The organism is Erwinia sp. L03-1 (assembly GCF_058686115.1).
The window spans coordinates 2135299-2160450 of record NZ_CM178762.1 but is presented as its reverse complement, the minus strand read 5'-3'; the positions used below and the strand labels follow the sequence as shown (position 1 = coordinate 2160450).

24 protein-coding genes, 1 pseudogene and 1 other annotated feature are annotated in these 25152 nt (G+C 55.1%); of the genes and pseudogenes, 14 read left to right on the top strand and 11 right to left on the bottom strand.

The annotated features are described in order from the left end of the window. Positions 1–876: 876 nt before the first annotated feature. The gene (locus AC4PCC_RS10070; protein WP_492127276.1) at positions 877–1503 is read left to right on the top strand and encodes a S1 family serine peptidase; all 627 of its coding nucleotides are present in this window, start codon (positions 877–879) and stop codon (positions 1501–1503) included. 93 nt (positions 1504–1596) lie between these two features. Here the strand turns inward: AC4PCC_RS10070 and AC4PCC_RS10065 are convergent, their stop codons facing one another. Next, positions 1597–2217, bottom strand: coding sequence for an L-threonylcarbamoyladenylate synthase (locus tag AC4PCC_RS10065; protein ID WP_067701474.1), 621 nt, complete (start codon positions 2215–2217; stop codon positions 1597–1599). A gap of 42 nt (positions 2218–2259) precedes the next feature. After that, complete coding sequence (gene rnm / locus AC4PCC_RS10060) at positions 2260–3129, bottom strand: RNase RNM (protein WP_492127275.1); 870 nt, start codon at positions 3127–3129, stop codon at positions 2260–2262. A 159-nt stretch (positions 3130–3288) separates the two neighbouring features. Next, positions 3289–3388 (top strand) — a sequence feature (Trp leader region). Between the two features lie 25 nt (positions 3389–3413). Between rnm and AC4PCC_RS10055 the strand changes: the two genes are divergently transcribed. From AC4PCC_RS10055 to AC4PCC_RS10030, 6 genes and pseudogenes are all read left to right on the top strand, one after another. After that, positions 3414–4976, top strand: a complete 1563-nt coding sequence (locus tag AC4PCC_RS10055; protein ID WP_492127274.1) for an anthranilate synthase component 1 — start codon at positions 3414–3416, stop codon at positions 4974–4976. Then, positions 4976–6568 (top strand): annotated as a pseudogene (trpD, locus tag AC4PCC_RS10050) (bifunctional anthranilate synthase glutamate amidotransferase component TrpG/anthranilate phosphoribosyltransferase TrpD). Before AC4PCC_RS10055 ends, trpD begins: the two are co-directional and overlap by 1 nt. Positions 6569–6570: 2 nt before the next feature. Next, positions 6571–7932, top strand: coding sequence for a bifunctional indole-3-glycerol-phosphate synthase TrpC/phosphoribosylanthranilate isomerase TrpF (trpCF, locus tag AC4PCC_RS10045; protein WP_492127273.1), 1362 nt, complete (start codon positions 6571–6573; stop codon positions 7930–7932). Between the two features lie 50 nt (positions 7933–7982). Continuing rightward, positions 7983–9173, top strand: a complete 1191-nt coding sequence (trpB, locus tag AC4PCC_RS10040; RefSeq protein ID WP_067702205.1) for a tryptophan synthase subunit beta — start codon at positions 7983–7985, stop codon at positions 9171–9173. Then, a complete protein-coding gene (gene trpA, locus AC4PCC_RS10035; protein WP_492127272.1) occupies positions 9173–9976 on the top strand; it encodes a tryptophan synthase subunit alpha in 804 nt (267 codons plus the stop codon). Before trpB ends, trpA begins: the two co-directional genes overlap by 1 nt. A 161-nt stretch (positions 9977–10137) precedes the next feature. Continuing rightward, a complete protein-coding gene (locus tag AC4PCC_RS10030; RefSeq protein WP_067701463.1) occupies positions 10138–10452 on the top strand; it encodes a BON domain-containing protein in 315 nt (104 codons plus the stop codon). Between the two features lie 55 nt (positions 10453–10507). Here the strand turns inward: AC4PCC_RS10030 and ompW are convergent, their stop codons facing one another. After that, a complete protein-coding gene (ompW, locus tag AC4PCC_RS10025) occupies positions 10508–11140 on the bottom strand; it encodes an outer membrane protein OmpW (RefSeq protein WP_492127487.1) in 633 nt (210 codons plus the stop codon). A 255-nt stretch (positions 11141–11395) separates the two neighbouring features. Between ompW and AC4PCC_RS10020 the strand changes: the two genes are divergently transcribed. The 4 genes from AC4PCC_RS10020 (at position 11396) to yciA (ending at position 13678) form a co-directional block, all read left to right on the top strand. Next, a complete protein-coding gene (locus AC4PCC_RS10020; RefSeq protein ID WP_492127271.1) occupies positions 11396–11815 on the top strand; it encodes a YkgJ family cysteine cluster protein in 420 nt (139 codons plus the stop codon). 22 nt (positions 11816–11837) lie between these two features. Beyond that, complete coding sequence (locus tag AC4PCC_RS10015) at positions 11838–12575, top strand: YciC family protein (protein WP_067701456.1); 738 nt, start codon at positions 11838–11840, stop codon at positions 12573–12575. Positions 12576–12651: 76 nt separating this feature from the next. Next, on the top strand, positions 12652–13188 hold the full coding sequence (locus AC4PCC_RS10010) for a septation protein A (protein ID WP_492127270.1): 537 nt from the start codon (positions 12652–12654) through the stop codon (positions 13186–13188). Positions 13189–13246: 58 nt separating this feature from the next. Continuing rightward, entirely contained in the window at positions 13247–13678 is a 432-nt protein-coding gene (gene yciA, locus AC4PCC_RS10005; protein WP_492127269.1) for an acyl-CoA thioester hydrolase YciA, read from the top strand. A gap of 99 nt (positions 13679–13777) precedes the next feature. Here yciA and tonB read toward each other — a convergent pair whose 3' ends face one another. Beyond that, positions 13778–14524, bottom strand: coding sequence for a TonB system transport protein TonB (gene tonB / locus AC4PCC_RS10000; RefSeq protein WP_492127268.1), 747 nt, complete (start codon positions 14522–14524; stop codon positions 13778–13780). Between the two features lie 206 nt (positions 14525–14730). On the opposite strand from tonB, the gene AC4PCC_RS09995 reads away from it, so the two are divergent. Continuing rightward, entirely contained in the window at positions 14731–15027 is a 297-nt protein-coding gene (locus AC4PCC_RS09995) for a YciI family protein (RefSeq protein ID WP_067701447.1), read from the top strand. A gap of 52 nt (positions 15028–15079) precedes the next feature. Here the strand turns inward: AC4PCC_RS09995 and AC4PCC_RS09990 are convergent, their stop codons facing one another. After that, positions 15080–15253 (bottom strand): YciY family protein, encoded by a 174-nt coding sequence (locus AC4PCC_RS09990; RefSeq protein ID WP_492127267.1) that lies wholly within the window; start codon positions 15251–15253, stop codon positions 15080–15082. A 147-nt stretch (positions 15254–15400) separates the two neighbouring features. Between AC4PCC_RS09990 and cls the strand changes: the two genes are divergently transcribed. Then, positions 15401–16861 carry a cardiolipin synthase gene (gene cls / locus AC4PCC_RS09985; RefSeq protein WP_492127266.1) on the top strand — a complete coding sequence of 487 codons (1461 nt, stop codon included), beginning with the start codon at positions 15401–15403 and terminating at the stop codon, positions 16859–16861. A 46-nt stretch (positions 16862–16907) separates the two neighbouring features. Then, positions 16908–17231 carry an HI1450 family dsDNA-mimic protein gene (locus AC4PCC_RS09980; protein ID WP_067701441.1) on the top strand — a complete coding sequence of 108 codons (324 nt, stop codon included), beginning with the start codon at positions 16908–16910 and terminating at the stop codon, positions 17229–17231. A 132-nt stretch (positions 17232–17363) separates the two neighbouring features. On the opposite strand, the gene oppF is transcribed toward AC4PCC_RS09980, so the two are convergent. The 6 genes from oppF to AC4PCC_RS09950 form a co-directional block, all read right to left on the bottom strand. Further along, a complete protein-coding gene (oppF, locus tag AC4PCC_RS09975; protein ID WP_067701438.1) occupies positions 17364–18365 on the bottom strand; it encodes a murein tripeptide/oligopeptide ABC transporter ATP binding protein OppF in 1002 nt (333 codons plus the stop codon). Beyond that, complete coding sequence (locus AC4PCC_RS09970) at positions 18362–19372, bottom strand: ABC transporter ATP-binding protein (protein WP_345827686.1); 1011 nt, start codon at positions 19370–19372, stop codon at positions 18362–18364. The genes oppF and AC4PCC_RS09970 overlap by 4 nt, the downstream gene beginning before the upstream one ends. 11 nt (positions 19373–19383) lie before the next feature. Then, on the bottom strand, positions 19384–20292 hold the full coding sequence (gene oppC, locus AC4PCC_RS09965; protein ID WP_067701432.1) for an oligopeptide ABC transporter permease OppC: 909 nt from the start codon (positions 20290–20292) through the stop codon (positions 19384–19386). A 14-nt stretch (positions 20293–20306) separates the two neighbouring features. After that, complete coding sequence (gene oppB / locus AC4PCC_RS09960) at positions 20307–21227, bottom strand: oligopeptide ABC transporter permease OppB (protein ID WP_492127265.1); 921 nt, start codon at positions 21225–21227, stop codon at positions 20307–20309. An 82-nt stretch (positions 21228–21309) separates the two neighbouring features. Next, positions 21310–22941, bottom strand: coding sequence for an oligopeptide ABC transporter substrate-binding protein OppA (gene oppA / locus AC4PCC_RS09955; protein ID WP_492127264.1), 1632 nt, complete (start codon positions 22939–22941; stop codon positions 21310–21312). Positions 22942–23101: 160 nt separating this feature from the next. Continuing rightward, complete coding sequence (locus AC4PCC_RS09950) at positions 23102–24694, bottom strand: ABC transporter substrate-binding protein (protein WP_492127486.1); 1593 nt, start codon at positions 24692–24694, stop codon at positions 23102–23104. Positions 24695–25152: the final 458 nt, after the last annotated feature.

The following is a 25152-nucleotide window of genomic DNA, read 5'->3' as shown; positions in this document are numbered from 1 at the left end:
ACTACATGATTTTACCGATAAAGGATTCTGTTAATTAATCACGCGGCAGTAAAGGACGACAGGCATTTCGGCCATTATCTGGCGCAGCGCCTGCCCAGTAGCTGCTGTCACGCCGCCATTCAATTCCGCATACCCCCTGGCGTCGTGAGTTGATTTCATTACCAGGCCGGGCACAAGCAAGATATTTCTAAATAACCACTCTTTGACCAAATGCTGTAATAGGCTTAGCCTTTCGAAGAGTAATTTGGCTTAATTCAGCTTTGGGAACGCTTTTTTTAACCACGCCTTTGATTTGGCTTAAAATAACCTACCCGTTAAGGATTAATTAATAATTAAGTTCTGCGTATGATACTTTGCGGCCTATTGCTGTGATAAGCACCTTCTTTATTTCGTCCCCAAAAAGGGGCTATTTACCCTCAGTTTGGCTTATAATACCCGCAGAGGATGTAAAAGGTGTTTCCAGTTGTAATAACCACTACAGCAATCATAGGCGACACTTTAATCTGCAAAATAGCCATTCCTTTAGCGTTTACTGTTGCACAAAGGAAACCAGCCAGCTTAACTACGCTGTAGATTAGCTTAATTCCTGTTTAAACCTTTTTTCGTTTCGTGCCGCCATTAATTAGTTTGCCTGATGAATAAGAGTGTGTAGAATTCATTCAGGCGGACAAAGTGCCGTCGGATTAAAATGTTAAAATAATATTATAATTTAGTTCTAAGTCGTAAACATAAATATATAAAACTTTATAAACTTTTTATTTAAATATACGGGAAGCCTTGGCTTCTCACCTCTTGCTGACCTGACGTCAGCATCGGCTTTCACGTCAATTATCTTCACCAGGGATATTCTGACGTGTCCGACTCGGTAAGTGAACGATGAAAAAGATAATGATGATTGCGGCGTTAGCCTCGCTGACGCTGACCGGATGCTCCGTGGGGAAATATCAGTACAGCAGCGAAGCAATGAAGCGTGTTGATATGAATTTCACCGGCATTCCTACCGTCCTCGGTATCGGTGCGCTGGGCACCAGTATCCCGCTGACGCCTGAATACAGCCTCACCGCAGCACACGTCGCTAAGTTCTCCGTACAGCGCGTTAAGGCTTACCACCCGTATTGCGACCTGGCGATCATTTACCATAAAAATGATGCCGCTACGCTCGCAAAATTCCGCAGCGCGGAAATTGGTGCACCCGTTAAAATGTATGGCTACAGCTTTATCTCTGCCATGCCGGTTGAATCTTCGGGCGTGAACCTGGCGCTAACCGGGATAAGAAATGAATGGAATAAACGTCCATGCGTAGCTATGGCGTCAAATGCCGGCGTGGTAAAAGGCATGTCAGGTGGCGCGGCTTATAACAGTGATGGCACGATCGGCGGGGTGATTGTGGGCTTCACCAGTGAAGTCAAAAATCACAGGAATGCGGCAACACCGCTGAAAAATGTTTCACTCTATATCCCTTATCAGGATTTCAAAGAGTGGCTGGCGAAGTCCACAACCTGAACCAGGTTAATTGCCCTCTCAGAAATGGACAGACATGCGCAACGATCAATAGCTGCCCTGCGGATAGGATATCCCGCCGGGCAGCCAGCATGACTACAGGAATGGCTGTACGTCTCCAACCCCTTCCCTGACAACCTCCGGCGTATTCTCCGTAAGATCAATAACCGTAGTCGGTTGCTGTCCCAGATAGCCGCCATGAATAATCAAATCCACCAGCTTGCCTATTTCATCCTGAATGGCTTCCGGATCGGACTCCGTAAAATCATTGCCGGGCAGCATTAGCGACGTTGACATCATTGGCTCGTTCAGCGCTTCCAGCAGCGCCAGCGCAATCGGATTAGACGGCACGCGCAGGCCAATGGTTTTTCGTTTATCGCTCATCAATCGACGCGGTACTTCCTTCGTCGCCTTAAGGATAAACGTGTAGTTGCCGGGCGTATTATTTTTAATCAGCCTGAACGCCGTATTGTCGACATAAGCATAGGTCGACAATTCTGAAAGATCGCGGCACATCAGCGTGAAGTTATGGTTACCGTCGAGCTTGCGAATGCGGCAGATACGCTCCATGGCGGTTTTATCTTCCAGCTTGCAGCCCAGCGCGTAGCCCGAATCCGTAGGATATACGATCACGCTGCCTTTATTCAGTAGCTCAACGGCCTGTTTAATCAGGCGCGGCTGCGGGTTTTCCGGGTGAATATAGAAAAATTGACTCATTAAAAAAAACCTCTCGTTTGCCGCACGGCTGGCGGAACAAACCTACTCTATTTCAGGGAAGCGCTGCCACACGGCCTCGACGCCCCCCGGAAGCCATAATTTTTTACCAAGCTCAATCCACGGGCAGGGCTGATGAAAATCAGAGCCCTGCGAAGCGGCCAGCCGATAGTCCTGCGCGTAGCGCGCCAGCTGAGTCCGTTCATGTGGCGCCTGCTGACACTGCGCCACTTCCATCGCGTCACCGCCCTCCTCACTGAAGTGTGAGATCAGGCGCTTAAGCCACTTGGCCGACAGCCCGTAGCGGCCCGGATGTGCCAGTACGGTTCGACCGCCAGAATGATGAATAGCATCAATGGCTTGTTTAATTGTACACCACTGTGGCGGCGCGTAGCCGGTTTTCCCCCGGGCGAGGTAGTTTTTAAATACCTGCGCCATATTATCCGCCTTTCCCTGGGCAATCAGGAAGCGGGCAAAATGGCCACGGGTAATCGCGCCTCCCTCCGCCAGCGCCATTGCGCCTGCCAGCGCGCCAGGGATACGTGCTTTCTCCAGTCGCTCGGCAATAATTTCAGCCCGGGCATGGCGACGCGCGGTCTGCGCGTTCAGAAACTCGACCAGCACCGGATGAGTGCAGTCGACGCCAAGCCCAACAATATGGATCTCATGGTTCTCCCACAGCGTGGAGACTTCCACCCCCGCTATCAGTCTTAGCGGTAGCTGATGCTTAGCAATCGCCTCACGCGCCGGCTGCACGCCTTCAGTGGTGTCGTGGTCGGTGATGGCCAGCACGCCCACGCGATGTTCCACGGCTCTCAGCACCAACGCCTCCGGGGTCAGAAACCCGTCGGAAGCGCGCGTATGGCTGTGAAGATCGTATATGGGAAAAGAACTAAGAAGGGTGGGTTCGCTCAAAACGGCTCCGGCATCGGCGGAATAAATGGAGCAACATGATAACCAGAATTATCAGCGGAGAGAAAAAGAGTATTGACTTTTTTGCCGCGAACCAGTTAACTAGTACACAAGTTCACATGCAAGGGTATCTGAAAAATGAAAACATTCACGTTAGTTATGACCGGCTGGTGGCGTACTTCTCCCTGAACGGGCGGAGGAGTCATACACGTCATCAGACGCTGTGCAGATACCCGAGCCCGCCCAGAGCGGGCTTTTTTTTTAGCAAAATTCAGAGAACTGACCTCATGCAAAACGCCAGACCTACAGTGAAGTTGATAACCGGCAATGCGCCCTACCGCGAAGATCCGGCATCCGTGTTTCATCAGCTCTGCGGTGCCCGTCCCTCAACGCTGCTGCTTGAGTCGGCTGATATCGACAGCAAGCGCAACCTGAAAAGCCTGCTGATTGTCGACAGCGCGCTGCGCATCAGTGCGCTAAGCGGCGTGGTCAGCATTCAGGCGCTTTCGGAGAATGGCCGGGCCATATTGCCGCTGCTTGATGCCGCCCTGCCCGAGGACGTAAGCAACAGCCTGCGTCCCGACGGTCGTGAACTCAGGTTCTCAAAGAATAATGACGTTCAGGACGAGGATTCCCGTCTTAAGGCAACCTCCGTTTTTGACGCGCTGCGTCTGATCCCTCAGCTAGTTAACAGCCCGCAGGAGGAGCGCGAGGCCGTGCTGCTTGGCGGCCTGTTTGCCTATGATCTGGTCGCCGGGTTTGAGGACCTGCCTCCCCTGAGCAACGATCAGCGCTGTCCTGACTATTGCTTCTACCTGGCAGAAACTCTGCTGGTTATCGACCATCAGAGCCAGACCGCCCGACTGCAGGCCAGCCTGTTTAGCCCGGCACCCGCCGAATTCCTGCGCCTGCAAAGCCGTATTGAACAACTGCATGCACAGATGCTCCAGCCAGCAGCGCCGCTGCCGGTGCAGCCGGTCGAATCTATGGTGCTGAGCGGCAACCAGAGCGACGAAGAGTACTGCAGCGTGGTGCGTGAGATGCAGAAGGCAATTCGGGCGGGTGAAATTTTCCAGGTGGTACCTTCACGGCGCTTCTCTCTGCCCTGTCCTTCTCCGCTGGCGGCGTATGAGACGCTTAAAAACAGCAACCCCAGCCCCTATATGTTTTTTATGCAGGATCGCGACTTCAGCCTGTTCGGTGCCTCTCCGGAAAGCTCGCTGAAATATGACGCCGCCAGCCGGCAGATTGAAATCTATCCCATCGCCGGGACCCGCCCGCGCGGCAGACACGCCGACGGCACGCTGGACCGGGATTTGGACAGCCGCATTGAGCTGGAAATGCGCACCGACCATAAAGAGCTTGCGGAGCACCTGATGCTGGTTGATCTGGCGCGCAACGATCTGGCCCGCATCTGCGAGCCGGGCAGCCGCTATGTTGCCGACCTGACCAAAGTCGATCGCTACTCTTTTGTCATGCACCTGGTATCCCGCGTGGTGGGCCAGCTGCGTGGCGATCTGGACGTGCTGCACGCCTACAGCGCCTGCATGAATATGGGTACGCTGAGCGGCGCGCCTAAGGTGCGCGCCATGCAGCTGATTGCTAAAGCCGAAGCCACCCGGCGCGGCAGCTACGGCGGCGCGGTGGGCTATTTTACCGCTAACGGCTTTCTGGATACCTGTATCGTGATTCGATCGGCATACGTTGAGGATGGCATCGCAACCGTACAGGCGGGCGCGGGCGTCGTACTGGATTCCATACCGCAGGCCGAAGCGGATGAGTGCCGCAACAAAGCCCGCGCGGTTCTTCGCGCCATTGCCACCGCTCATCACTGCAAGGAGATATTCTGATGGCCGATATTCTACTGCTCGATAACTTTGACTCCTTCACCTATAACCTTGTCGACCAGCTGCGGGCCTTTGGACATAACGTAGTGGTTTATCGCAACAGCGTCCCTGCGCAGACGCTGATTGAGCGCCTCCAGGCGATGGAAAAACCGGTGCTGATGCTCTCCCCCGGTCCCGGCGCGCCGGCAGACGCGGGCTGTATGCCTGAACTGCTGCGACGCCTGCGGGGTCATCTGCCGATTATCGGTATCTGCCTTGGCCACCAGGCCATTGTGGAAGCCTGGGGCGGCCACGTCGGCCAGGCCGGTGAGATCCTGCATGGCAAGGCTTCGGGGATCGCCCATGACGGCGAGGGAATGTTTGCCGGACTCAGCAACCCCCTGCCGGTGGCGCGTTACCACTCGCTGGTCGGGAGCAATATTCCGGATGAACTGACGGTTAATGCCACCTTCAACGGCATGGTGATGGCCGTCCGTCACGATAACGATCGCGTTTGCGGCTTCCAGTTTCATCCGGAATCCATTCTGACCACGCAGGGCGCGCGCCTGCTGGAACAAACCCTCGCCTGGGCGCTGGCGTAAGATAAGGAGAGAATGATGAACGCTATTCTGGAAAAACTATACCAGGCGAATTCCCTGACGCAGGCCGAGAGCCACCAGCTGTTTACCGCCATTATTACCGGGCAGCTGGAACCGACACAGCTGGCGGCTGCGCTGATTGCGATGAAAGTACGCGGTGAGCGTCCGGAAGAGATTGCCGGAGCGGCAACCGCGCTGCTGGAAGATGCAAAGCCCTTCCCGCGCCCGGATTACCCGTTTGCAGATATTGTCGGCACCGGTGGCGACGGCAGCAACAGCATCAATATTTCCACCGCCAGCGCCTTCGTCGCCTCGGCATGCGGACTGAAAGTCGCCAAGCACGGCAACCGCAGCGTTTCCAGTAAGTCGGGATCGTCCGATCTGCTCGCCGCCTTTGGTATCAGCCTCGATCTGCCTGCGGATGAGGCGCGCAAAGCGCTGGATGAGCTTAACGTCTGCTTTTTATTTGCCCCTCAGTATCACACCGGTTTCCGTCATGCGATGCCGGTACGTCAGCAGTTGAAAACACGCACGCTGTTTAACGTGCTCGGCCCGCTGATTAACCCGGCTCGCCCGCCGCTGGCGGTGATCGGCGTCTACAGCCCGGAGCTGGTGCTGCCGGTGGCGCAGACCCTGAAAATGCTCGGCTACCAGCGTGCTGCCGTGGTCCACGGCGGCGGTATGGATGAAGTGGCGGTGCACAGCGCGACCCATATTGCAGAACTGCGCGAGGGCGAAATTACCCATTATCAGCTGACGCCGGAGGACTTCGGCCTGAGCTTCCACCCGCAGGAGGCACTGGCAGGTGGCCTGCCTGAAGAAAATCGTGACATTTTAACGCGATTGCTCCAGGGTAAAGGCGAGCGCGCGCACGAAGATGCCGTGGCAATCAACGTCGCTCTTCTGTTAAAAGTTTTCGGACATGAAGATCTGCGTGAGAACGCGCAGCAGGCACTGAACGTCATTCGCAGTGGCAAAGCTTACGAGCGCGTTGTGGCACTGGCAGCAAGAGGATAATCATGCAGGATACCGTACTCGCTAAAATTGTGCAGGACAAAGCGCTGTGGCTGACCGCGCGTCAGCAACAGCAGCCGCTGGCCTCCTTCCAGAACGACATCGTCCCAGCCACCCGCAGCTTTTATGATGCGCTGAAAGGGGCCAGAACGGTGTTTATTCTGGAGTGTAAGAAAGCCTCTCCGTCGAAAGGGCTGATCCGCGAGGATTTTGACCCGGCTGCTATCGCCGGTGTTTACAAGGATTACGCCTCGGCCGTATCGGTGCTAACCGATGAGAAATATTTCCAGGGGCAGTTCGAGTTTTTATCCATTGTCAGCGCGGCCATTACCCAGCCGGTGTTGTGCAAAGACTTTATCATCGACCCTTATCAGATCTATCTGGCACGTTACTATCAGGCCGATGCCATTTTGCTGATGCTGTCGGTGCTGAATGATGAACAGTATCGTCAGCTGGCGGCCGTCGCACACAGCCTGAATATGGGCGTGCTGACCGAAGCCATCAGTGATGAAGAACTGGCGCGCGCCACGGCGCTGGGCGCCAAAGTGGTCGGCATCAATAACCGCGATCTGCGCGATCTGTCGATTGACCTGGATCGCACACGTCGCCTTGCGCCAAAGGTGGCCCACGGCGTGACCGTGATCAGCGAGTCAGGTATCAACAGCTACGCCCAGGTGCGTGCACTCAGTCATTTTGCCAACGGTTTCCTGATTGGCTCGGCGCTGATGTCCGAAGAGGATCTGGCCGCCGCCGTGCGTCGGGTTATCATGGGTGATAATAAAATTTGTGGATTGACCCGTCCTGAAGATGCCCGAAGCGCGCTGGATGCAGGCGCTATCTACGGCGGTCTGATTTTTGTTGAGGGATCCCCGCGCTGCGTGAACATCGACACCGCGCGTACCTTAACGCATGCCGCTAAACTTAAGTTCGTCGGCGTGTTTCGCGACAGCCCTGTCAGTGACATTGTCACTACCGCCGAAGCACTTAGCCTGCATGCGGTGCAGCTGCATGGCGATGAGGATCGTGATTTCGTCAATACGCTGCGGGTACAGCTGCCGGATGGCGTGCAGATTTGGAAGGCGTTCAGCATTGTGAACACCCTCCCCGTTCGCGACTGGACGGGCGTTGATCGCTACGTCTTCGATAATGGTAACGGCGGCAGCGGTAAGAATTTCGACTGGTCGCTGCTGGAAGGCCAGACGCTGGATAATGTCCTGCTGGCAGGCGGTCTGGGGGCAGATAACTGCGTACAGGCTGCACAGCTGGGCTGCGCGGGCTTAGATTTTAACTCCGGCGTTGAAAGCCAGCCCGGCGTTAAAGACGCCGCCAAAATTGCCTCGGTGTTTCAAACCCTGAAGGCTTACTGATGCCGTTTGGGCTGGCCCCGTCCAGCCCGACAAACGAAAAGAGAAGCAATATGACTTTATTGAATCCCTACTTTGGTGAATTTGGCGGTATGTACGTGCCGCAGATTCTGATGCCCGCACTGAATCAGCTGGAAGAAGCCTTTGTCAGCGCGCAGCGCGATCCGGAATTCCAGGCTGAATTTAACGATTTGCTGAAAAACTATGCCGGTCGCCCAACCGCGCTCACCCTGTGTAAAAACCTGACCAAAGGCACCCGCACCCGTCTTTATCTGAAGCGCGAAGATCTGCTGCACGGCGGCGCGCATAAGACGAACCAGGTTCTGGGCCAGGCGCTGCTGGCTAAGCGGATGGGCAAATCTGAAATTATTGCTGAAACCGGCGCGGGTCAGCACGGCGTCGCCTCTGCCCTCGCCTGTGCCCTGCTGGGCCTCAAGTGCCGTATTTACATGGGTGCCAAGGATATCGAGCGCCAGTCACCGAACGTATTCAGAATGCGTCTGATGGGGGCAGAAGTGATCCCGGTACATAGCGGCTCGGCGACGCTGAAAGATGCCTGCAACGAGGCGCTGCGCGACTGGTCCGGCAGCTATGAGACAGCCCACTATATGCTCGGCACTGCGGCAGGCCCTCACCCCTTCCCGACGATTGTCCGCGAGTTCCAGCGCATGATTGGCGAAGAGACGAAAGCGCAAATCCTCGAAAGAGAAGGCCGCCTGCCGGATGCGCTTATCGCCTGCGTCGGCGGCGGCTCTAACGCCATCGGCATGTTTGCGGACTTTATTGATGAGCCCTCCGTCAACCTGATTGGCGTTGAGCCTGCCGGCCACGGCATCGAAAGCGGCGAGCACGGTGCACCGCTGAAGCACGGACGCGTGGGGATCTATTTTGGTATGAAAGCCCCCATGATGCAGACCGAAGACGGGCAGATAGAGGAGTCCTACTCTATTTCCGCCGGTCTGGATTTCCCGTCAGTCGGCCCACAGCATGCCCACCTGAACAGCTCAGGTCGTGCTGATTATGTCTCTGTTACCGACGATGAGGCGCTGGATGCGTTTAAGCTGCTTTGCCGAAGCGAAGGGATCATTCCGGCGCTGGAGTCCTCACACGCGCTGGCTCACGCCCTGCGGATGATGCGCGATGCGCCTGAGAAAGAGCAGCTCCTGGTGGTTAACCTGTCGGGACGGGGCGATAAAGATATATTTACCGTGCACGATATTCTGACCGCGAAGGGAGAGATCTGATGGAACGTTACGACGAGCTATTTAAACAGTTGAAGGCGCGGAAAGAAGGTGCCTTTGTCCCCTTCGTGACGCTGGGCGATCCCACGCCCGAGCTGTCGCTAAAGATAATCGACGCGCTGGTTGAAGGCGGTGCTGATGCGCTGGAGCTGGGTATTCCCTTCTCCGATCCGCTGGCTGACGGTCCGACTATTCAGAACGCCACGCTGCGCGCGTTCGCGGCCGGCGTCACGCCTGGCGTCTGCTTCGAGATGCTGGCAACCATTCGTCAGAAATACCCCACTCTTCCCATTGGGTTGCTGATGTATGCAAACCTGGTGTTTTCAAATGGCATTGATAATTTCTTTGCCCGCTGCCAGCAGGTCGGCGTGGATTCGGTGCTGGTGGCGGATGTCCCCATTGAGGAATCGGCCCCCTTCCGTCAGTCCGCCATGCGGCACAACGTAGCGCCGATATTTATCTGCCCGCCAAATGCCAGCGACGATCTGCTGCGGGAGATCGCCTCGTGGGGCCGGGGCTATACCTATTTGCTGTCGCGTGCGGGCGTCACCGGTGCCGAGACGCGCGCCGCGCTGCCGCTGGGCCACCTGGTGGATAAGCTTCGTGAGTATCATGCCGCGCCCCCGCTACAGGGCTTTGGCATCTCTGAGCCCTCTCAGGTGAAAGAGGCGCTGGCGGCAGGCGCAGCCGGTGCCATTTCAGGTTCCGCTATTGTAAAAATTATTGAAAAAAATCACGCCAATCCCCCGGTGATGCTGGCCGAGCTGACGTCGTTTGTCAGCAGCCTGAAAGCTGCGACGCGTTAATATTGCGACTAACGCCCTGCCTGACCGGGTAAGGCGTTATTTCAACACTATTTTAAGCGCCCATATTTGATAATTTCCATTTCGTGGCTAACACTAGATAGGCTACAGAGCGTTTCTGTAAATACGGCTTATGCCAATCAAAGATGACAGGGAGATCGATAATGAAGTTGTTTAAAATGCTGACGGGTATGGTTGTTGCAGCAGTAGTGGCTATTACAGTCAGCGCATGCGCGCCAACCCCGACTAAAGAAGGCACCGGTGGTTATCTTGATGACACGGTAGTAACGACCAAAGTTAAAACCGAACTGCTGAAGGATGACTCACTGAAGTCTACGGAAATTAACGTTGAAACCTTTAAAGGTCGCGTTCAGCTGAGCGGCTTTGTCTCCACCCCGCAGATGGCCAACCGTGCGGTGCAAATCACCCGTACCGTGAAAGGCGTAACGGCGGTAACCAACAATATGCAGATTAAATAAATCGGCTTTGCCAGATTACAGAGGCGCACTGAGTGCGCCTTTTTTTCGCCTGAAATCAGAAGCGATAACCTGCACCGAAGAAGAAGACGAATGGATTGATATGGGTGTCAATGCTCTGACGGTCGCTGCCCGCATCAAACCGGACTTTGGTATCAATATCCATATACCAGAGCGAGGCGTTCAGCATCCAGTTCGGCGTCAGCTGGTAATCCAGCCCCACCTGTCCGGCGATGCCCCAGGTGTTTTTCACGCTCAGATTACTCAGTCCCGTATCGCGGCCGGTCTGGTTGAAATCAGTGTCGTAGAACATGGTGTAGTTAATACCGATGCCGGCGTAAGGCTGCCATTTGCTGGTATTACCCATAAAATACCACTGCGCCATCAGGGTTGGCGGCAGCTGGTGTACGGTAGCCAGCGTGCCGGTGGCTGCCAGACCCACCTTGTGGCGGAATGGCGTGGCCCCCAGCAGCTCGATACCGATATTGTCGGTGGCCATATAGGTAAACGTCAGGCCAAGCTGGGTGTTGTTGCTGACGTCAAACTCGCCCAACCCCAGCACGTTGTCCGAACCGCCCGTAGGGCGCACGGTCGCTGAGCCTGCCCGTATAAAGAAATCGCCTGCCTGATGTGCAGACGCCACCGCGGGCAGCAGCGTTACCAGAGCCAGGGCCAGTGCTTTCAGTTTCATCATCACTCCTTTGCAATTTCAAAAGCGCGCAATACACGCCGTCATTTTTATTGGCGACATATTTACATTGATTAACGGGAAAGATCACCCCTAATCAATTCTTTTAAACTCCTTAAAAAACAACGATTTGATTTAGATCAATTTACGCACCTCACAGGCGCAATAAATAGCCCTTGCGGGAACATATCCGGCGGCTTATGTTGCTTATCTCCTTCCATGTGATTTTGGTTCGACGCCTGAGGGCGGGGTAATCGAATGAGCGATAGCATTAACCCCTGCATGACCTGTGGTGCCTGCTGCGCCCATTTTCGCGTCTCTTTTTACTGGGCAGAAGCCGACGACGGCGGCGGCACCGTCCCTGCTGACCTGACCGAGCCGTTGAATCTGTTCCTGCGCAATATGCGCGGCACCAACGCGGCGGCCCCTCGCTGCGTGGCGCTGGAGGGCGAACCTGGCGGCTGTGTCTCCTGCGGAATTTATCAGCAGCGACCCACCCCCTGCCGGGAGTTTGCCCGTTCCGGCGAGGATGGCGTGGCGAATGAGGCCTGTGACCGGGCAAGGGCACGCTATGGATTGCCGCCGCTGTTTTATCCGATAACACCTTCTTTAAATGAAAGTTATGTAAGTCAGGGTGCCAGGTTCGCCCCAGACCATGTACAATCCCCGGATCGTTAATGCAGGCTTGAAAGGAGAGTACATGTCAATCACGGCTGGCTCGTTATACCGTGACACGGGGAATTTTTTACGTCATCAGCTGGTTACCATCGTGCTGATGTCGCTGCTAACCTCATTTATCACCGTTCTGATCGGCCACGCGTTGACGCCCGGGGCCGACCAACTCTCCATGCTGACCGACGGCAGCCGTGGCTCGGGTATGAGCCTGCTGGAAATGGTTCAGAATATGTCGCCCGATCAGCAGCGTATTCTGCTTCGCGCTTCAGCAGCCGGTACTTTTGCTTCGCTGGTGGGAAATACCCTGCTGCTCGGCGGCATGCTCAGCCTGATCCCAATGGTGTCAGCCGGTCAGCGCGTCAGCGCGCTACGTGCTATCGGTACCTCGGCACCCTCGCTGCCGCGCCTGCTGCTGCTGGTGTTTATTATGACCCTGGTGGTGCAGCTCGGCTTTATGGTACTGGTCGTGCCGGGTGTATTGCTGGCCGTGGTTCTTGCGCTGGCTCCTATCGTACTGAGCACGGAGAAAGTGGGTATTTTTGCCTCGATGCGACTCAGCGTGCGCCTGGTATGGGGACACCTTAAGCTGGTTGCACCGGCGGTGGCACTCTGGCTGCTGGCCAAAATCGTTGTGCTGCTGCTGGCATCCTCGCTGACCGTCCTGCCCGCCAACGTCGCCTCGGTCGTGCTCAATGCCCTGAGTAATCTGATTTCGGCGATAATGATTATCTATCTCTATCGTCTCTATATGCTGTTACGTTAGTCATAACCGGGTGCTCTGCCACAGGGCACCCGCGAGATTATGATTGTTCGCCTGAGTCTGTTATCCGGAAACCCTTATGAAGCAGCTACTTGATTTCCTCCCTCTCGTTGTCTTTTTCATTTTCTATAAGCTGTATGACATCTTCGTCGCCTCAGGTGCGCTGATTGCAGCAACGGCGCTGGCGCTGGTCGCCAGCTGGGTGCTCTATCGCAAGCTGGAAAAGATGACCATTATCACCTTTGTGCTGGTCGCCGTTTTCGGCACCCTGACGCTGGTGTTTCACAATGATGAGTTCATCAAATGGAAAGTGACGGTGATTTACACCCTGTTTGCCGTTGCGCTGGTGTTCAGTCAGTTCTGGATGAAACAGCCCCTGATCCAGAGCATGCTCGGCAAAGAGCTGACGCTGCCGGCCGCGGCCTGGCGCAGACTAAATATTGCCTGGGCGCTCTTTTTCTTTGCCTGCGGTCTGGCAAATATTTATGTCGCATTTTGGCTGCCGCAGGAACTTTGGGTTAACTTTAAAGTGTTCGGTCTGACCGGCCTCACCCTGGTTTTCACCGTTATCAGTGGGCTTTATATCTACCGCATCATGCCCCAGGAAGAAAAATAATTTTTACGCCCGGAAACCCTTCCGGGCATTTCAGCACTTTTTATTGAGAAGCCTATTAATGAGCGATGACACTAATCGCGTTCCGCAGGGCGAAATGGTTCTGCGAACGCTGGCTATGCCTGCTGATACGAATGCCAACGGCGATATTTTTGGCGGCTGGCTGATGTCACAAATGGATATGGGCGGCGCAATTCTGGCAAAGGAGATTGCCGGTGGGCGTGTCGTCACCGTTCGCGCCGATGGCATGACTTTCCTGAAGCCGGTGGCAGTAGGAGACGTGGTGAGCTGCCATGCCCGGTGCATTCGCACCGGTACCAGTTCAATCACGATTAACATTGAAGTGTGGATAAAAAAAGTGTCTTCTGAACCTATCGGTCAGCGATACTGCACTACCGAAGCGGTATTCATCTATGTCGCCGTGGACGGCCAGGGGAAATCCCGACCGCTGCCGGCGGGAAAAGGTCATTTTGACCTCAACGATCGGGACTGACTCCCCCCTTACTGAGCAGCAGAGCCCGTAACAGAGGCTCCACCATCATTGCCCTGCATGGGCGCTTTGCTGATGCACTGCGCCCCTCCGGCAGAACATTTATTCAATACTTGAGCCGCCATTGATGCGAAACATGACATTCATCTTGATGTCCTTACCCGGCTTATTCGGCTCATAACGCCACTTCTTCATTGCCTGCCTCACATCACGCTCGAACATATTGCGCGGCTCGGCGGAAAGAATGCGAATATTCCCCACCTGGCCGGAGTTGTCAACGTCGAACTGTACGCGAACCCGCCCTTCTATCCTCAGTGCAAAAGCGCGTGTTGGATAGCCAGGTTTACCGATGCTGAGTGCCTTCGGCCCGCTGGCAACGGATGATGTGGAAGGCGTCGGCGAGCTCTTCGGTGCCGTCGATGGCGCGGTCGATGGCGCCGGATGTTCATTAAATGGCGAAGCGTGCCGGGGTTCTTCCTGCGGTTTCACCTGCTTCTTCGGCTTTACCACCTCTTTCCTGACCGGTTTGGGCTTAGGTTTAGGCTTAGGTAGCGGTTTAGGAATGGCAACGGGCACAGGTTTTGGCGGTTCGGGTTCGGGAACCGGTTCTGGCTCAGGTTCCGGTACGGTTTCCTGCGGCGGCGCAGGCTGGGAAGCCGGCTGTGGCACGGGCTGTACCACCGGTGCGACCAGTGACACGCTGATTGGCTGAGACGCTTTAGGTAGTTCAACACTCCGGTGAAATGAAGCATAGAGGATCCCGCCAATCGCTGCCGCATGCAGCGCAATGGAGAGCAGCATGGGCAGGGAAAAACGGCGGGGTAATGATATTTCGGTCAGCGTCGTCATAATCTTTCTGCTGTAAATGTGAAGCACTAAGTGTAAATGCAAATAGCAATCAGTTTCAATAACATCAGGCGGCCATGTGTGCGATTTGTCAGAAACTGACTTTTGGCTGACCTTAATCAAGCGCGAGTGGGCTTTTCATTTGCACAATAGTGAACGATGACATAACGTGATGACCAAAATCTTGTCGATTCCACAGGAGTTGTAACGTGCTCTACGTAATTTATGCAGAAGATAATGCCGATTCACTGGAAAAGCGCTCGGCCGTGCGCCCTGCCCATCTGGCACGTTTGCAGCTTTTACAGGATGAAGGACGGTTGATTGTGGCCGGGCCGATGCCAGCCGTGGACAGTAACGAACCGGGCGTGGCAGGTTTTAGCGGTTCAACCATCATTGCCGAATTCCCGTCGCTTGAGGTGGCGCAGGCCTGGGCGCAGGATGACCCGTACATTGCCGCGGGCGTCTATAAACAGGTCGCCGTAAAACCCTTCAGGCGGGTCTTTTAACCTGGAGGACTGCCTGCGATGGCGCAGGCAGTCCTCACTACGCCGGGAGCGTTCAGAGTAGCGGGTTAATAAACAGTATCGAACGGCGCTGCTGCTGACTCAACTGGTGGCGGATGGCATGCATACGGCCATAGCGTCTCGACTGCCCTTCCAGCCAGCGCGCCCGGCGGCGTTTAACCTGACGCGACATGCGCCAGCGCGCCACTTCATTCTTACTCCGTCTCATTTCGACTCCCGGCAAAAAAACACGCGGCGCATTATAGACCTTTATCGCCCTCACCCAGGTCCGATGACTTAAAAACATTAAAGGTTTCGCCCGCTCCCATCTGCACGTAAACTCCCCTTACTTAGCGTGAACGGAATTTCCACTGACATGACGACTTTTTATACTTTACTCAGCTGGCTTCTTATTTTTGGCTACTGGCTGCTGATAGCAGGTGTGACGCTACGCATTCTGATGAAGCGCCGTGCCGTGCCTTCGGCTATGGCCTGGCTGCTGGTTATCTATATTCTGCCGCTGGTGGGTATTATCGCCTATTTGTCTTTCGGCGAACTGCATCTGGGCAAGCGCCGCGCCGAGCGCGCGCGCACCATGTGGCCCTCAACGGCCAGATGGCTTAACGATTTGAAGTCCTGTCACCAGATTTTTGCCCATGACAACAGCGACGTCGCGCGTTCACTGTTCCAGCTGTGTGAAAACCGACAGGGGATTGCCGGCGTCAAGGGCAACCAGCTGCAGCTGCTCACCTCCACAGAAGAGACCATGACCGCGCTCATCCGTGATATTCAGCTGGCGCGGCATAATATCGAGATGGTGTTTTATATCTGGCAGCCAGGCGGGATGGCCGATGAGGTGGCGGAATCACTTATGGCGGCGGCGCGGCGCGGCGTACACTGCCGACTGATGCTGGATTCCGCAGGCAGCGTGCAGTTTTTCCGCAGCCCCTGGCCTGCAATGATGCGCAATGCGGGTGTGGATGTGGTGGAGTCGCTAAAAGTCAGCCTGCTGCGCGTCTTTCTGCGCCGGATGGACCTGCGTCAGCATCGTAAAGTGGTGCTGATTGATAACTATATTGCCTATACCGGCAGCATGAACCTCGTTGATCCGCGCTATTTCAAACAGGATGCCGGCGTCGGGCAGTGGATTGATCTGATGGCGAGGATGGAAGGCCCGGTCTCCACCACCATGGGGATAATCTACTCCTGTGACTGGGAGATCGAAACGGGCAAGCGCATTTTACCGCCGCCACCCGACACCAATATCATGCCCTTTGAACAGGAGAGCGGTCATACTATTCAGGTGATTGCGTCCGGCCCCGGTTTCCCGGAAGACCTGATCCATCAGGCACTGCTGACGGCGGTTTACTCCGCGCGTGAGCAGCTGATTATGACCACCCCCTACTTTGTACCCAGTGACGATCTGCTGCATGCCATCTGTACCGCAGCGCAGCGCGGGGTGGATGTCAGCATCATTGTGCCGCGCCATAACGATTCCTTGCTGGTTGGCTGGGCCAGCCGGGCTTTCTTCGCCGAACTGCTGGAAGCGGGCGTGAAGATTTATCAGTTTGAAGATGGCCTGCTGCACACCAAAAGCGTGCTGGTCGATGGTCAGCTAAGCCTGGTCGGGACGGTGAACCTTGATATGCGCAGCCTGTGGCTGAATTTTGAAATTACGCTGGTGATTGATGATGACGGATTCGGCAGCGATCTGGCGACCGTCCAGGACGATTACATCGCCCGCTCACGGCTGGTCGACGGCAAGCGCTGGGCGCGTCGCGCCTACTGGCAGCGTATTGTTGAACGACTGTTTTACTTCTTCAGCCCGTTGCTGTAAAACGAGCGAAATTGCACAGCGCCCAATGGGCATGATGGGAAATGATATGGATTTGAATAATCGTCTTACCGAAGATGAAACGCTGGAACAGGCCTACGACATTTTTCTTGAGCTGGCCGTCGATAATCTCGATCCGGCCGATGTCATCCTGTTCAATCTGCAGTTTGAAGAGCGCGGCGGCGCCGAGCTGTTTGACCCGTCTGACGACTGGGCCGAACATGTGGACTTCGATCTCAACCCGGACTTTTTCGCCGAGGTGGTCATTGGTCTGGGTGATGCCGATGGCGAACCGATCAACGACGTTTTCGCCCGCGTGCTGCTGTGCCGTGAGAAAGACCACAAGCTGTGTCATATTTTATGGCGTGAGTAAGCAAGACGGTCAACAGAGCTGAGGCCTGATACGGCCACCGGTTACGGCATCAGTAACGTCCGCGGCTCAGTTCGAGCCTGATGCGGCACCCCGTTTATGTGCGACGGCGCATAAGCGGGGTGCCGTTTTTATTTACAGGGGATCAACCTTCAGGCAGGAAACCGCGTGGCGGAAGCTCCCCTCCAGCAGCGGGCGGGTTTTCGCACATTCGGGACCGGCAATCGGGCAGCGTGTACGGAAAACGCAGCCGGACGGCGGGTTGATCGGCGACGGCAGTTCCCCTTCCAGCAGCTGAATCACCTTGTTTTTCTCGCGATCCGGATCGGGGATAGGCACCGCTGACATCAGCGCCCGGGTGTAAGGATGCTGCGGATTCTGATAGACCTCATCATAGGTCCCCAGCTCTACGGCATGGCCCAGATACATCACCAGCACGCGATCGGAAATATGCTTCACCACCGCCAGGTCATGAGCGATAAAGATTAGCGACAGCCCCATCTCCCTTTGCAGCTTTTGCAGCAGGTTAACCACCTGTGCCTGAATCGACACGTCCAGCGCGGAAACCGGTTCGTCGCAGATGATCAGCTTCGGCTCCAGGATCAGCGCACGGGCAATACCGATGCGCTGGCACTGGCCGCCTGAGAACTCATGCGGGTAGCGGTTAATCAGGTTAGGCAGCAGCCCGACCTTCATCATCATCGTTTTAACCCGCTCTTTCACCTCAGCCTTTGCCATTTTGGGATGATAGGTACGCAGCGGCTCGGCAATAATATCGCCAATGGTCATGCGCGGGTTCAGCGAGGCGAGCGGATCCTGGAAGATCATCTGAATATCGCTGCGTGCCCTGCGCCACTCCTCTTCACTCTGCCCCAGCAGGTCGCGTCCCAGCCAGGCCACGCGGCCATCGGTCGCTTTCACCAGGCCAATAATGGCGCGAGCCAGCGTGGATTTTCCACAGCCCGACTCGCCGACCACGCCCAGGGTCTCCCCTTCGTAAAGTCGCAGGCTGACGCCGTCAACCGCCTTCAGAGTTTTGGAAGGCTGCCAGAACCACTGCTTACCGTCCTTGATATCGAAATGCACTTTGAGATCGGCGATCTCCAGCAAAACTTTCTTTTCAGCGACCGCACTCATACCAGTTCCTCCGCGGGTTTAAAGCAGGCACGTAAACGCCCTTCGCCGAATGGCGTCAGCGGCGGTGCGGTAGAGCAGATTTCCATCGCGTGGGGGCAGCGAGGCTGGAACGGGCAGCCTTTCGGCAGACGCAGCAGATTAGGCGGGTTGCCCGGAATAGTGGTAAGCGATTCGCCCTCCGCATCCAGACGCGGCACGGCATTAAGCAGCCCAATGGAATAAGGATGCGTAGGCTGATAGAACACGTCGCGCGCGCGGCCATACTCCATGGTGCGGCCTGCGTACATCACCAGCACCTGGTCACAGATGCCCGCCACCACGCCGAGGTCGTGGGTGATCATAATAATCGCCGTATTGAATTCCCTTTTCAGGTCATTCAGCAGCGTCATAATCTGCGCCTGTACCGTCACATCCAGCGCAGTGGTGGGCTCATCGGCAATTAGCAGTTTAGGCCGACACATCAACGCCATCGCAATCATGACCCGCTGACGCATGCCGCCCGAAAACTCATGGGGATACATTTTCATGCGCTTGCGCGCCTCAGGCATTTTGACGGCATCCAGCATGCGTACCGACTCTTCAAACGCCTGCGCGCTGCTCATCCCCTTGTGCAGCCTGAGCACTTCCATCAGCTGCTCGCCCACCTTCATATAGGGGTTAAGGGAGGTCATCGGGTCCTGGAAGATCATCGCAATCTGCTCGGCCCGCAGCCTGTTAAGCTGCTTTTCCGGCAGGTTGAGGATCTCTTTACCGTTAAACAGCGCCGAGCCGCCAATTCGGCCATTGCTGGCCAGCAGCCCCATCAGGGCAAAGGCGGTCTGTGACTTACCTGAACCGGATTCGCCCACAATGCCCAGCGTTTCACCGGCGCGCAGGCTAAAATTGAGGTCGTTTACGGCGGTAACATCCCCGTCAGGCGTTCCAAAGGTCACGCGCAGATCCTTTACGTCAAGCAGCTTGCTTCCCGTCAGGCTGGCCATCGCTGGCTGTTGTTCAATTATGCTCATCGGGAAACTCCTTAACGATCTTTCGGGTCGAGGGCATCACGCAGGCCATCGCCGATAAAGTTGAAACAAAACAGGGTGACCACCAGGAAGCCCGCCGGAAACAGCAGTAGCCACGGCGACACTTCCATTGAGTTAGCGCCATCGCTCAGCAGTGCCCCCCAGCTGCTCAGAGGCTCCTGCGTGCCGAGACCAAGGAAACTGAGAAAGGATTCAAACAGGATCATGCTCGGCACCAGCAGCGAGGCATAAACCACCACCACGCCCAGCACGTTCGGCACGATATGGCGAACCACGATATGCGGCGTGGAAACCCCGCCGACGTGGGCCGCTTCAATAAACTCCTTGCGCTTCAGGCTCAGGGTCTGACCGCGCACGATACGCGCCATATCAAGCCAGGAGACCAGCCCAATCGCCACGAAGATCAGCAGAATATTACGGCCAAAGAAGGTCACCAGCAGAATGACAAAGAACATAAAGGGAAAGGAGTTGAGGATCTCCAGCAGGCGCATCATGACCGAGTCGGTTTTGCCCCCGAGATAGCCCGCCAGCGAACCATAAAGCGTGCCGACCAGCACCGCCACCAGCGCCGACGCCACGCCGACCATCAGCGAAATTCTACCGCCAATCGCCACGCGCACCAGCAGATCGCGCCCGGAGGAGTCGGTGCCGAAATAGTGTTTCGACACCAGATCCGGCGCGGCGGACATCATGCCCCAGTCGGTATCGTCATAGGTAAACGACGACAGCATGGGGGCGAAAATGACAAACAGCGCAATCAGTACCAGCACAATCAGGCTGCCCAGCGCGGCACGGTTATGAATAAAACGACGGCGTGCGTCCTGCCACAGGCTGCGTCCTTCGACCTCCAGTTTTTCACTGAAGGCATCAAGAGCGGCGCTATTTTTCTTACTTAACATCATCGCGAGCTCCGGATTTAGTAACGAATTTTGGGATCAATAACCGCATAGAGCACGTCAACGATCGCATTAAACAGGATGGTCAGCACCCCCACCAGAATGGTCAGGCTCAGCACCAGCGAATAGTCGCGGTTAAGCGCGCCGTTAACAAACAGCTGACCAATGCCCGGCAGGCCGTAGATGGTTTCAATCACCATTGAGCCGGTAATGATGCCGACAAAAGCCGGACCGAGATAGGAGAGTACCGGCAGCATCGCGGGTTTCAGCGCATGCCGCAACACGATGCGGTGCATTGGCAGCCCCTTGGCACGAGCGGTGCGGATAAAGTTGGAGTGCAGCACCTCAATCATTGAGCCGCGCATAATACGCGCGATGCTGGCGATATAAGCCAGCGACAGGGCCACCATCGGCAGGATCATAAATTTCGCCTCACCGCCGTTCCAGCCGCCACCCGGCAGCCACTTCAGTGCAATGGCGAAGACCAGCACCAGCAGCGGTGCCACCACAAAGCTCGGTATTACCACGCCGGTCATTGCCACCCCCATCACCATGAAGTCCCATTTGCTGTTTTGCTTCAGCGCGGCCACGACCCCGGCGGTCACCCCGAGGATAATGGCCAGCAAAAAGGCCGCCAGGCCCAGCTTAGCGGAGACCGGGAAGGCGTGGCCTACCAGGTAGTTAACCGAATAGTCTTTATATTTGAACGACGGACCGAAATCCCCATGCCCCAGCTGGATCAGGTAGTTGCCGTACTGCTTCCAGATGGGATCGTTCAGATGGTATTTGGCTTCAATGTTTGCCATAACTTCCGGCGACAGCGTGCGCTCGCCGGTAAAGGGGCTGCCTGGTGCAAGGCGCATCATAAAAAAGGAGATGGTAATCAGAATGAGTAACGTCGGGATCGCTTCCAGAACGCGACGAAATATAAACTTTAACATTGCCCGTACCTGCTGGCTTGTGCCTTAGCACTGCTTAAAATGAGACACGCAGGAGGAGGTGACCCTCCCCCTGTTGTTGCCATTAATGTTTGATGATGTAGAGATCTTTGTCGTACACGTAGTTCAGCGGATCTTTACCGGTATAGCCGCCGACGTAAGGCTTAACCAGGCGGGTATTGGCATAGTAAAAGACCGGCACAATGGTCGAATCCTTATCTAAAGTCTCTTCCGCCTGGGTGTAGGCTGCGCTGCGCTCTTTTTCGTTACTGGACGTGGACGCGGCAGCAATCGCCTTGTCAAAATCTGCTGATTTATAATGAGAGGTGTTATTGCTGCTGCCGGAAGTCATGGTATTCAGGAATGACGTCGGCTCGTTGTAATCCGCGCACCAGGCGGCACGGGCAACATCAAATGTTCCCTGGTGACGCGTATCAAGGAAGGTTTTCCACTCCTGGTTGGTCAGTTTGACGTTCACACCTAAATTTTTCTTCCAGATGGATGCCGCCGCGATAGCCAGCTTTTTATGCAAATCGGAGGTGTTGTAAAGCAGTTCGAAAGTCAGCGGTTTGTCGGCGGTATAGCCCGCCTCGGCAAGCAGCTTTTTCGCTTCAGCATTACGCTGATCCTGCGTTTCGCTAAACCACGCGGGTTTCGTCACATTGGCACCGTCAATCGCAGGCGGCGTGTAGCTGTAGGCGGGCTGCTGCCCCTGCGCCAGGACTTTATTCACCATGATGTCACGATCCAGGCCCAGCTTCAGTGCTTCACGGACGCGGGAGTCAGTGAAAGGTGCTTTCTGGTTATTGAGTTCGTAGTAGTAAGTACAAAGATAGGGATCAACGTGCAGCTCTTTTGGATTATCACGCTGTAGCTTTTTAAACAGTTCAATCGGCAGGTTGGTATAGGTCATGTCACTGCCGTTACTGCTGAAATAGCGGTTAACGTCGCTGACCTCCGAAGGGATGGGCAGGAAGGTGACCTTATCCAGTTTGGTATGGGCATTATCCCAGTACTGGGGATTGCGCACCACGACAATACGCTCATTGATGATGTGCGATTCAAGCTTGTAGGCACCGTTACCCACCCAGTTCTCCGGTTGAGTCCACTTTTCGCCAAACTTGTCGATAGCAGGCTTATAAACCGGGGACATGGAGGGGTGAATAAGCAGCTTGTAGAAATAGGGAACGGACTCGGTGAGGGTGACCTGGAGCGTATGCGCATCTATGGCCTTTACGCCCAGCTGATCGGGGCTTTTCTTACCGGCAATAATGTCGTCAACGTTTTCAAGATGGCCGTACTGGAGATAGCTGGCGTACGGGGAAGCGGTTTTAGGGTCAGCCAGGCGCTGCCAGCTGTAGACGAAATCCTGAGCGGTTACCGGCTCGCCGTTTGACCATTTCGCGTCTTTGCGCAGATGGAAGGTCCAGATTTTACCGTCTTTGTTCTCCCAGCTTTCAGCCACGCCCGGGATTGGGTGTCCGGAAAGATCGTTGATGACCAGCCCTTCCAGCAGATCGTAACTGACGTTCGCTTCAGGCACGCCCTCAATTTTATGCGGATCGAGAGACTGCACCTCATCGCCATTACCCTTTACCAGCTCCTGCTTTGCCGCCAGCTCAACGCCTGCCGGTACGGTAGCCGCGATTGCCATATTTCCCGCCAGCGCAGCAAACACCCCAAGCGCAATCAGACTTTTTTTCGTGATATTGGTCATTATCTACTCCAGTTTTTATTATTGCTGATGTGGTCTTAACACCAGCTTCCCCCGTTAAACGGGCTATCGGCTCAGGCTTCCGGAACGACGGCATCCCGAGCCGTGAATGCGTTACCCTGATTTATTACGGTATTCGCCCGTCACGAATAACCCGTAGTCCTTAATGCTTTACGATGTAGAAATATTTAATATCGGTCAGATCCTGTGGGTCTTTACCGGTAAACCCACCGACCCAGGGTTTCACCAGCCTTGCGCTGACCCGGTAGTAAACCGGCACAATGGCCGAGTCTTTATCGAGCTGTGCTTCCGCCTGCTGATAGATGTCTGCGCGCTGCTCATCCGATACCGTCAGTGTTTTAGCCATCAGGGCGTCAAAGGCCTGACTTTTATAGAACGCCGTGTTAGTGGATGAATCACTCAGCATGGCATTCAGAAAGGTAGAGGGTTCGTTATAGTCGGCGCACCAGGTGGCGCGCGCGACGTCGAAATTCCCCTGGTGTCGGGTATCCAGCATGGTTTTCCACTCCTGGTTATCCAGCTTCACCCCGGCGCCCAGATTCTTTGTCCACATTGAAGCCGCGGCGATGGCCTGCTTTTTATTCACGTCGGAGGTGTTATAGAGCAGCGTGAAGCGGAGGGGTTTCTCAGCGTTGTATCCGGCCTCTGCCAGTAGCGCTTTGGCTTTTGCATTGCGTTCTGCCTGCGTCAGCCTCATCCATGCAGGCTGCGTCAGGTGTGCGCCATCAATAAAGGTTGGCGTGAAGCCCCCAGCCGGTATCTGCCCCTGCCCCATAATTTTGTTGGCGATGATATCGCGGTCGAGGGTGAGCTTAACCGCAGCTCTTACCCGGGGGTCGTCAAAGGGCGGTCGTTTGTTGTTCAGCTCGTAGTAAAAGGTGCAGAGCAGCGGATTGATATGCACCTGACTGCCCAGGGTTTCCTTCAACACAGGAAAGAGATCGGGCGGCAGCGCGCTGTTGGTCATATCAATTTCACCGCTGCGATAGCGGTTCACGTCGCTGCCCTCGGCGGTAATCGGCAGGAAGGTGGCTGTTTCAATAACCGTGCGGGCGTTATTCCAGTAAAGTGGATTACGCTTCACGACGATTTTTTCATTGATCACCCACTCACTCAGCGTATACGCACCGTTGCCGATAAAGTGGGCGGGCTGCGTCCACTGGTCACCCCATTTTTCCACCGCCTGGCGGTTAACGGGTCGGAGCGCGGTATTGGCGGCCAGCGCCACAAAATAGGGCACGGGTTCGCTGAGGGTGATCTGCACATGCGCGTCGTCAAGCGCTCTGATGCCCAGCGCCGACGGGGGCTTTTTACCCGCCAGAATATCATCGATATTGTCGATATGGGCAAATTGCAAATAGCTGGCGTAGGGTGAAGCCGTTTTCGGATCCACCAGTCGCTGCCAGCTATAAACAAAATCGGCCGCGGTCACCGGTTGACCATTGCTCCAGCGGGCATCCTTACGCAGCGTAAACGTCCAGATTCTGCTCTGCTGATGACTCCAGCTTTCTGCCACGCCAGGCACAATGTGGCCGTTATTATCCGTGGTGACTAACCCTTCAAGCAGATTGCCGACAACGTTACTTTCAGGCACCCCTTCAATCTTTTGCGGGTCCAGTGAAGAGACTTCGCTGCCATTATTAATCGTGATGGTCTGGCTGGCGGCGAGCGATACGCCTGCGGGTACCGTAGCAGCTGACGAAACGCCGGAGTAAAGACCTAAAACAACCATCATCGCCTGGCTAAAACACGGGCGGCGGTACGAAAGATATTTCATTAAGCGTAGTTAACCTGTGTTTTTGGATCTGTTATCAGATCGGTTAAAGCCGATCTTATTTGCACATCCAATGCCAATTATGAAGACGATTTCCGAAAACTATCAGAACGCTGATTTCGACGCCAAACCTAAATAACAAAAATGTTAACTTATTCTCTTTTATCACGAAACGATCACAAGAAGAAGTGTTATTTAACAAAGCAAATTAAGTAACAGAGGGCTATTTATCAACAGGTTAACCCGGTTCAGGCCTGGAGTGTGCCGATCGCGCCTTTTTTTGAGGTTTGCCGCAGGGAGATGAGTGAGAATCCACACTTTACCGGCGTCTTTGCCCAGAATGCAGGGCATGATTAGCATTTTATTCCAGCATCAAGCCATTCTATCGGATTTTAGTCGTGAAATTTTAATAACATTTT

Bases quoted from the DNA above. Each gene is read 5' to 3' on its own strand.
- oppB (WP_492127265.1), bottom strand. From the start codon at position 21,227: ATGTTAAAGTTTATATTTCGTCGCGTTCTGGAAGCGATCCCGACGTTA.
- yciA (WP_492127269.1), top strand. From the start codon at position 13,247: ATGAGCGATGACACTAATCGCGTTCCGCAGGGCGAAATGGTTCTGCGA.
- trpCF (WP_492127273.1), top strand. From the start codon at position 6,571: ATGCAGGATACCGTACTCGCTAAAATTGTGCAGGACAAAGCGCTGTGG.
- AC4PCC_RS10055 (WP_492127274.1), top strand. From the start codon at position 3,414: ATGCAAAACGCCAGACCTACAGTGAAGTTGATAACCGGCAATGCGCCC.
- AC4PCC_RS10070 (WP_492127276.1), top strand. From the start codon at position 877: ATGAAAAAGATAATGATGATTGCGGCGTTAGCCTCGCTGACGCTGACC.
- AC4PCC_RS10030 (WP_067701463.1), top strand. From the start codon at position 10,138: ATGAAGTTGTTTAAAATGCTGACGGGTATGGTTGTTGCAGCAGTAGTG.
- oppF (WP_067701438.1), bottom strand. From the start codon at position 18,365: ATGAGTGCGGTCGCTGAAAAGAAAGTTTTGCTGGAGATCGCCGATCTC.
- AC4PCC_RS10010 (WP_492127270.1), top strand. From the start codon at position 12,652: ATGAAGCAGCTACTTGATTTCCTCCCTCTCGTTGTCTTTTTCATTTTC.
- oppC (WP_067701432.1), bottom strand. From the start codon at position 20,292: ATGATGTTAAGTAAGAAAAATAGCGCCGCTCTTGATGCCTTCAGTGAA.
- trpA (WP_492127272.1), top strand. From the start codon at position 9,173: ATGGAACGTTACGACGAGCTATTTAAACAGTTGAAGGCGCGGAAAGAA.
- trpB (WP_067702205.1), top strand. From the start codon at position 7,983: ATGACTTTATTGAATCCCTACTTTGGTGAATTTGGCGGTATGTACGTG.
- tonB (WP_492127268.1), bottom strand. From the start codon at position 14,524: ATGACGACGCTGACCGAAATATCATTACCCCGCCGTTTTTCCCTGCCC.
- AC4PCC_RS09950 (WP_492127486.1), bottom strand. From the start codon at position 24,694: ATGATGGTTGTTTTAGGTCTTTACTCCGGCGTTTCGTCAGCTGCTACG.
- AC4PCC_RS09980 (WP_067701441.1), top strand. From the start codon at position 16,908: ATGGATTTGAATAATCGTCTTACCGAAGATGAAACGCTGGAACAGGCC.
- AC4PCC_RS10015 (WP_067701456.1), top strand. From the start codon at position 11,838: ATGTCAATCACGGCTGGCTCGTTATACCGTGACACGGGGAATTTTTTA.
- AC4PCC_RS10020 (WP_492127271.1), top strand. From the start codon at position 11,396: ATGAGCGATAGCATTAACCCCTGCATGACCTGTGGTGCCTGCTGCGCC.
- oppA (WP_492127264.1), bottom strand. From the start codon at position 22,941: ATGACCAATATCACGAAAAAAAGTCTGATTGCGCTTGGGGTGTTTGCT.
- AC4PCC_RS09990 (WP_492127267.1), bottom strand. From the start codon at position 15,253: ATGAGACGGAGTAAGAATGAAGTGGCGCGCTGGCGCATGTCGCGTCAG.
- AC4PCC_RS10065 (WP_067701474.1), bottom strand. From the start codon at position 2,217: ATGAGTCAATTTTTCTATATTCACCCGGAAAACCCGCAGCCGCGCCTG.
- cls (WP_492127266.1), top strand. From the start codon at position 15,401: ATGACGACTTTTTATACTTTACTCAGCTGGCTTCTTATTTTTGGCTAC.
- ompW (WP_492127487.1), bottom strand. From the start codon at position 11,140: ATGAAACTGAAAGCACTGGCCCTGGCTCTGGTAACGCTGCTGCCCGCG.
- AC4PCC_RS09970 (WP_345827686.1), bottom strand. From the start codon at position 19,372: ATGAGCATAATTGAACAACAGCCAGCGATGGCCAGCCTGACGGGAAGC.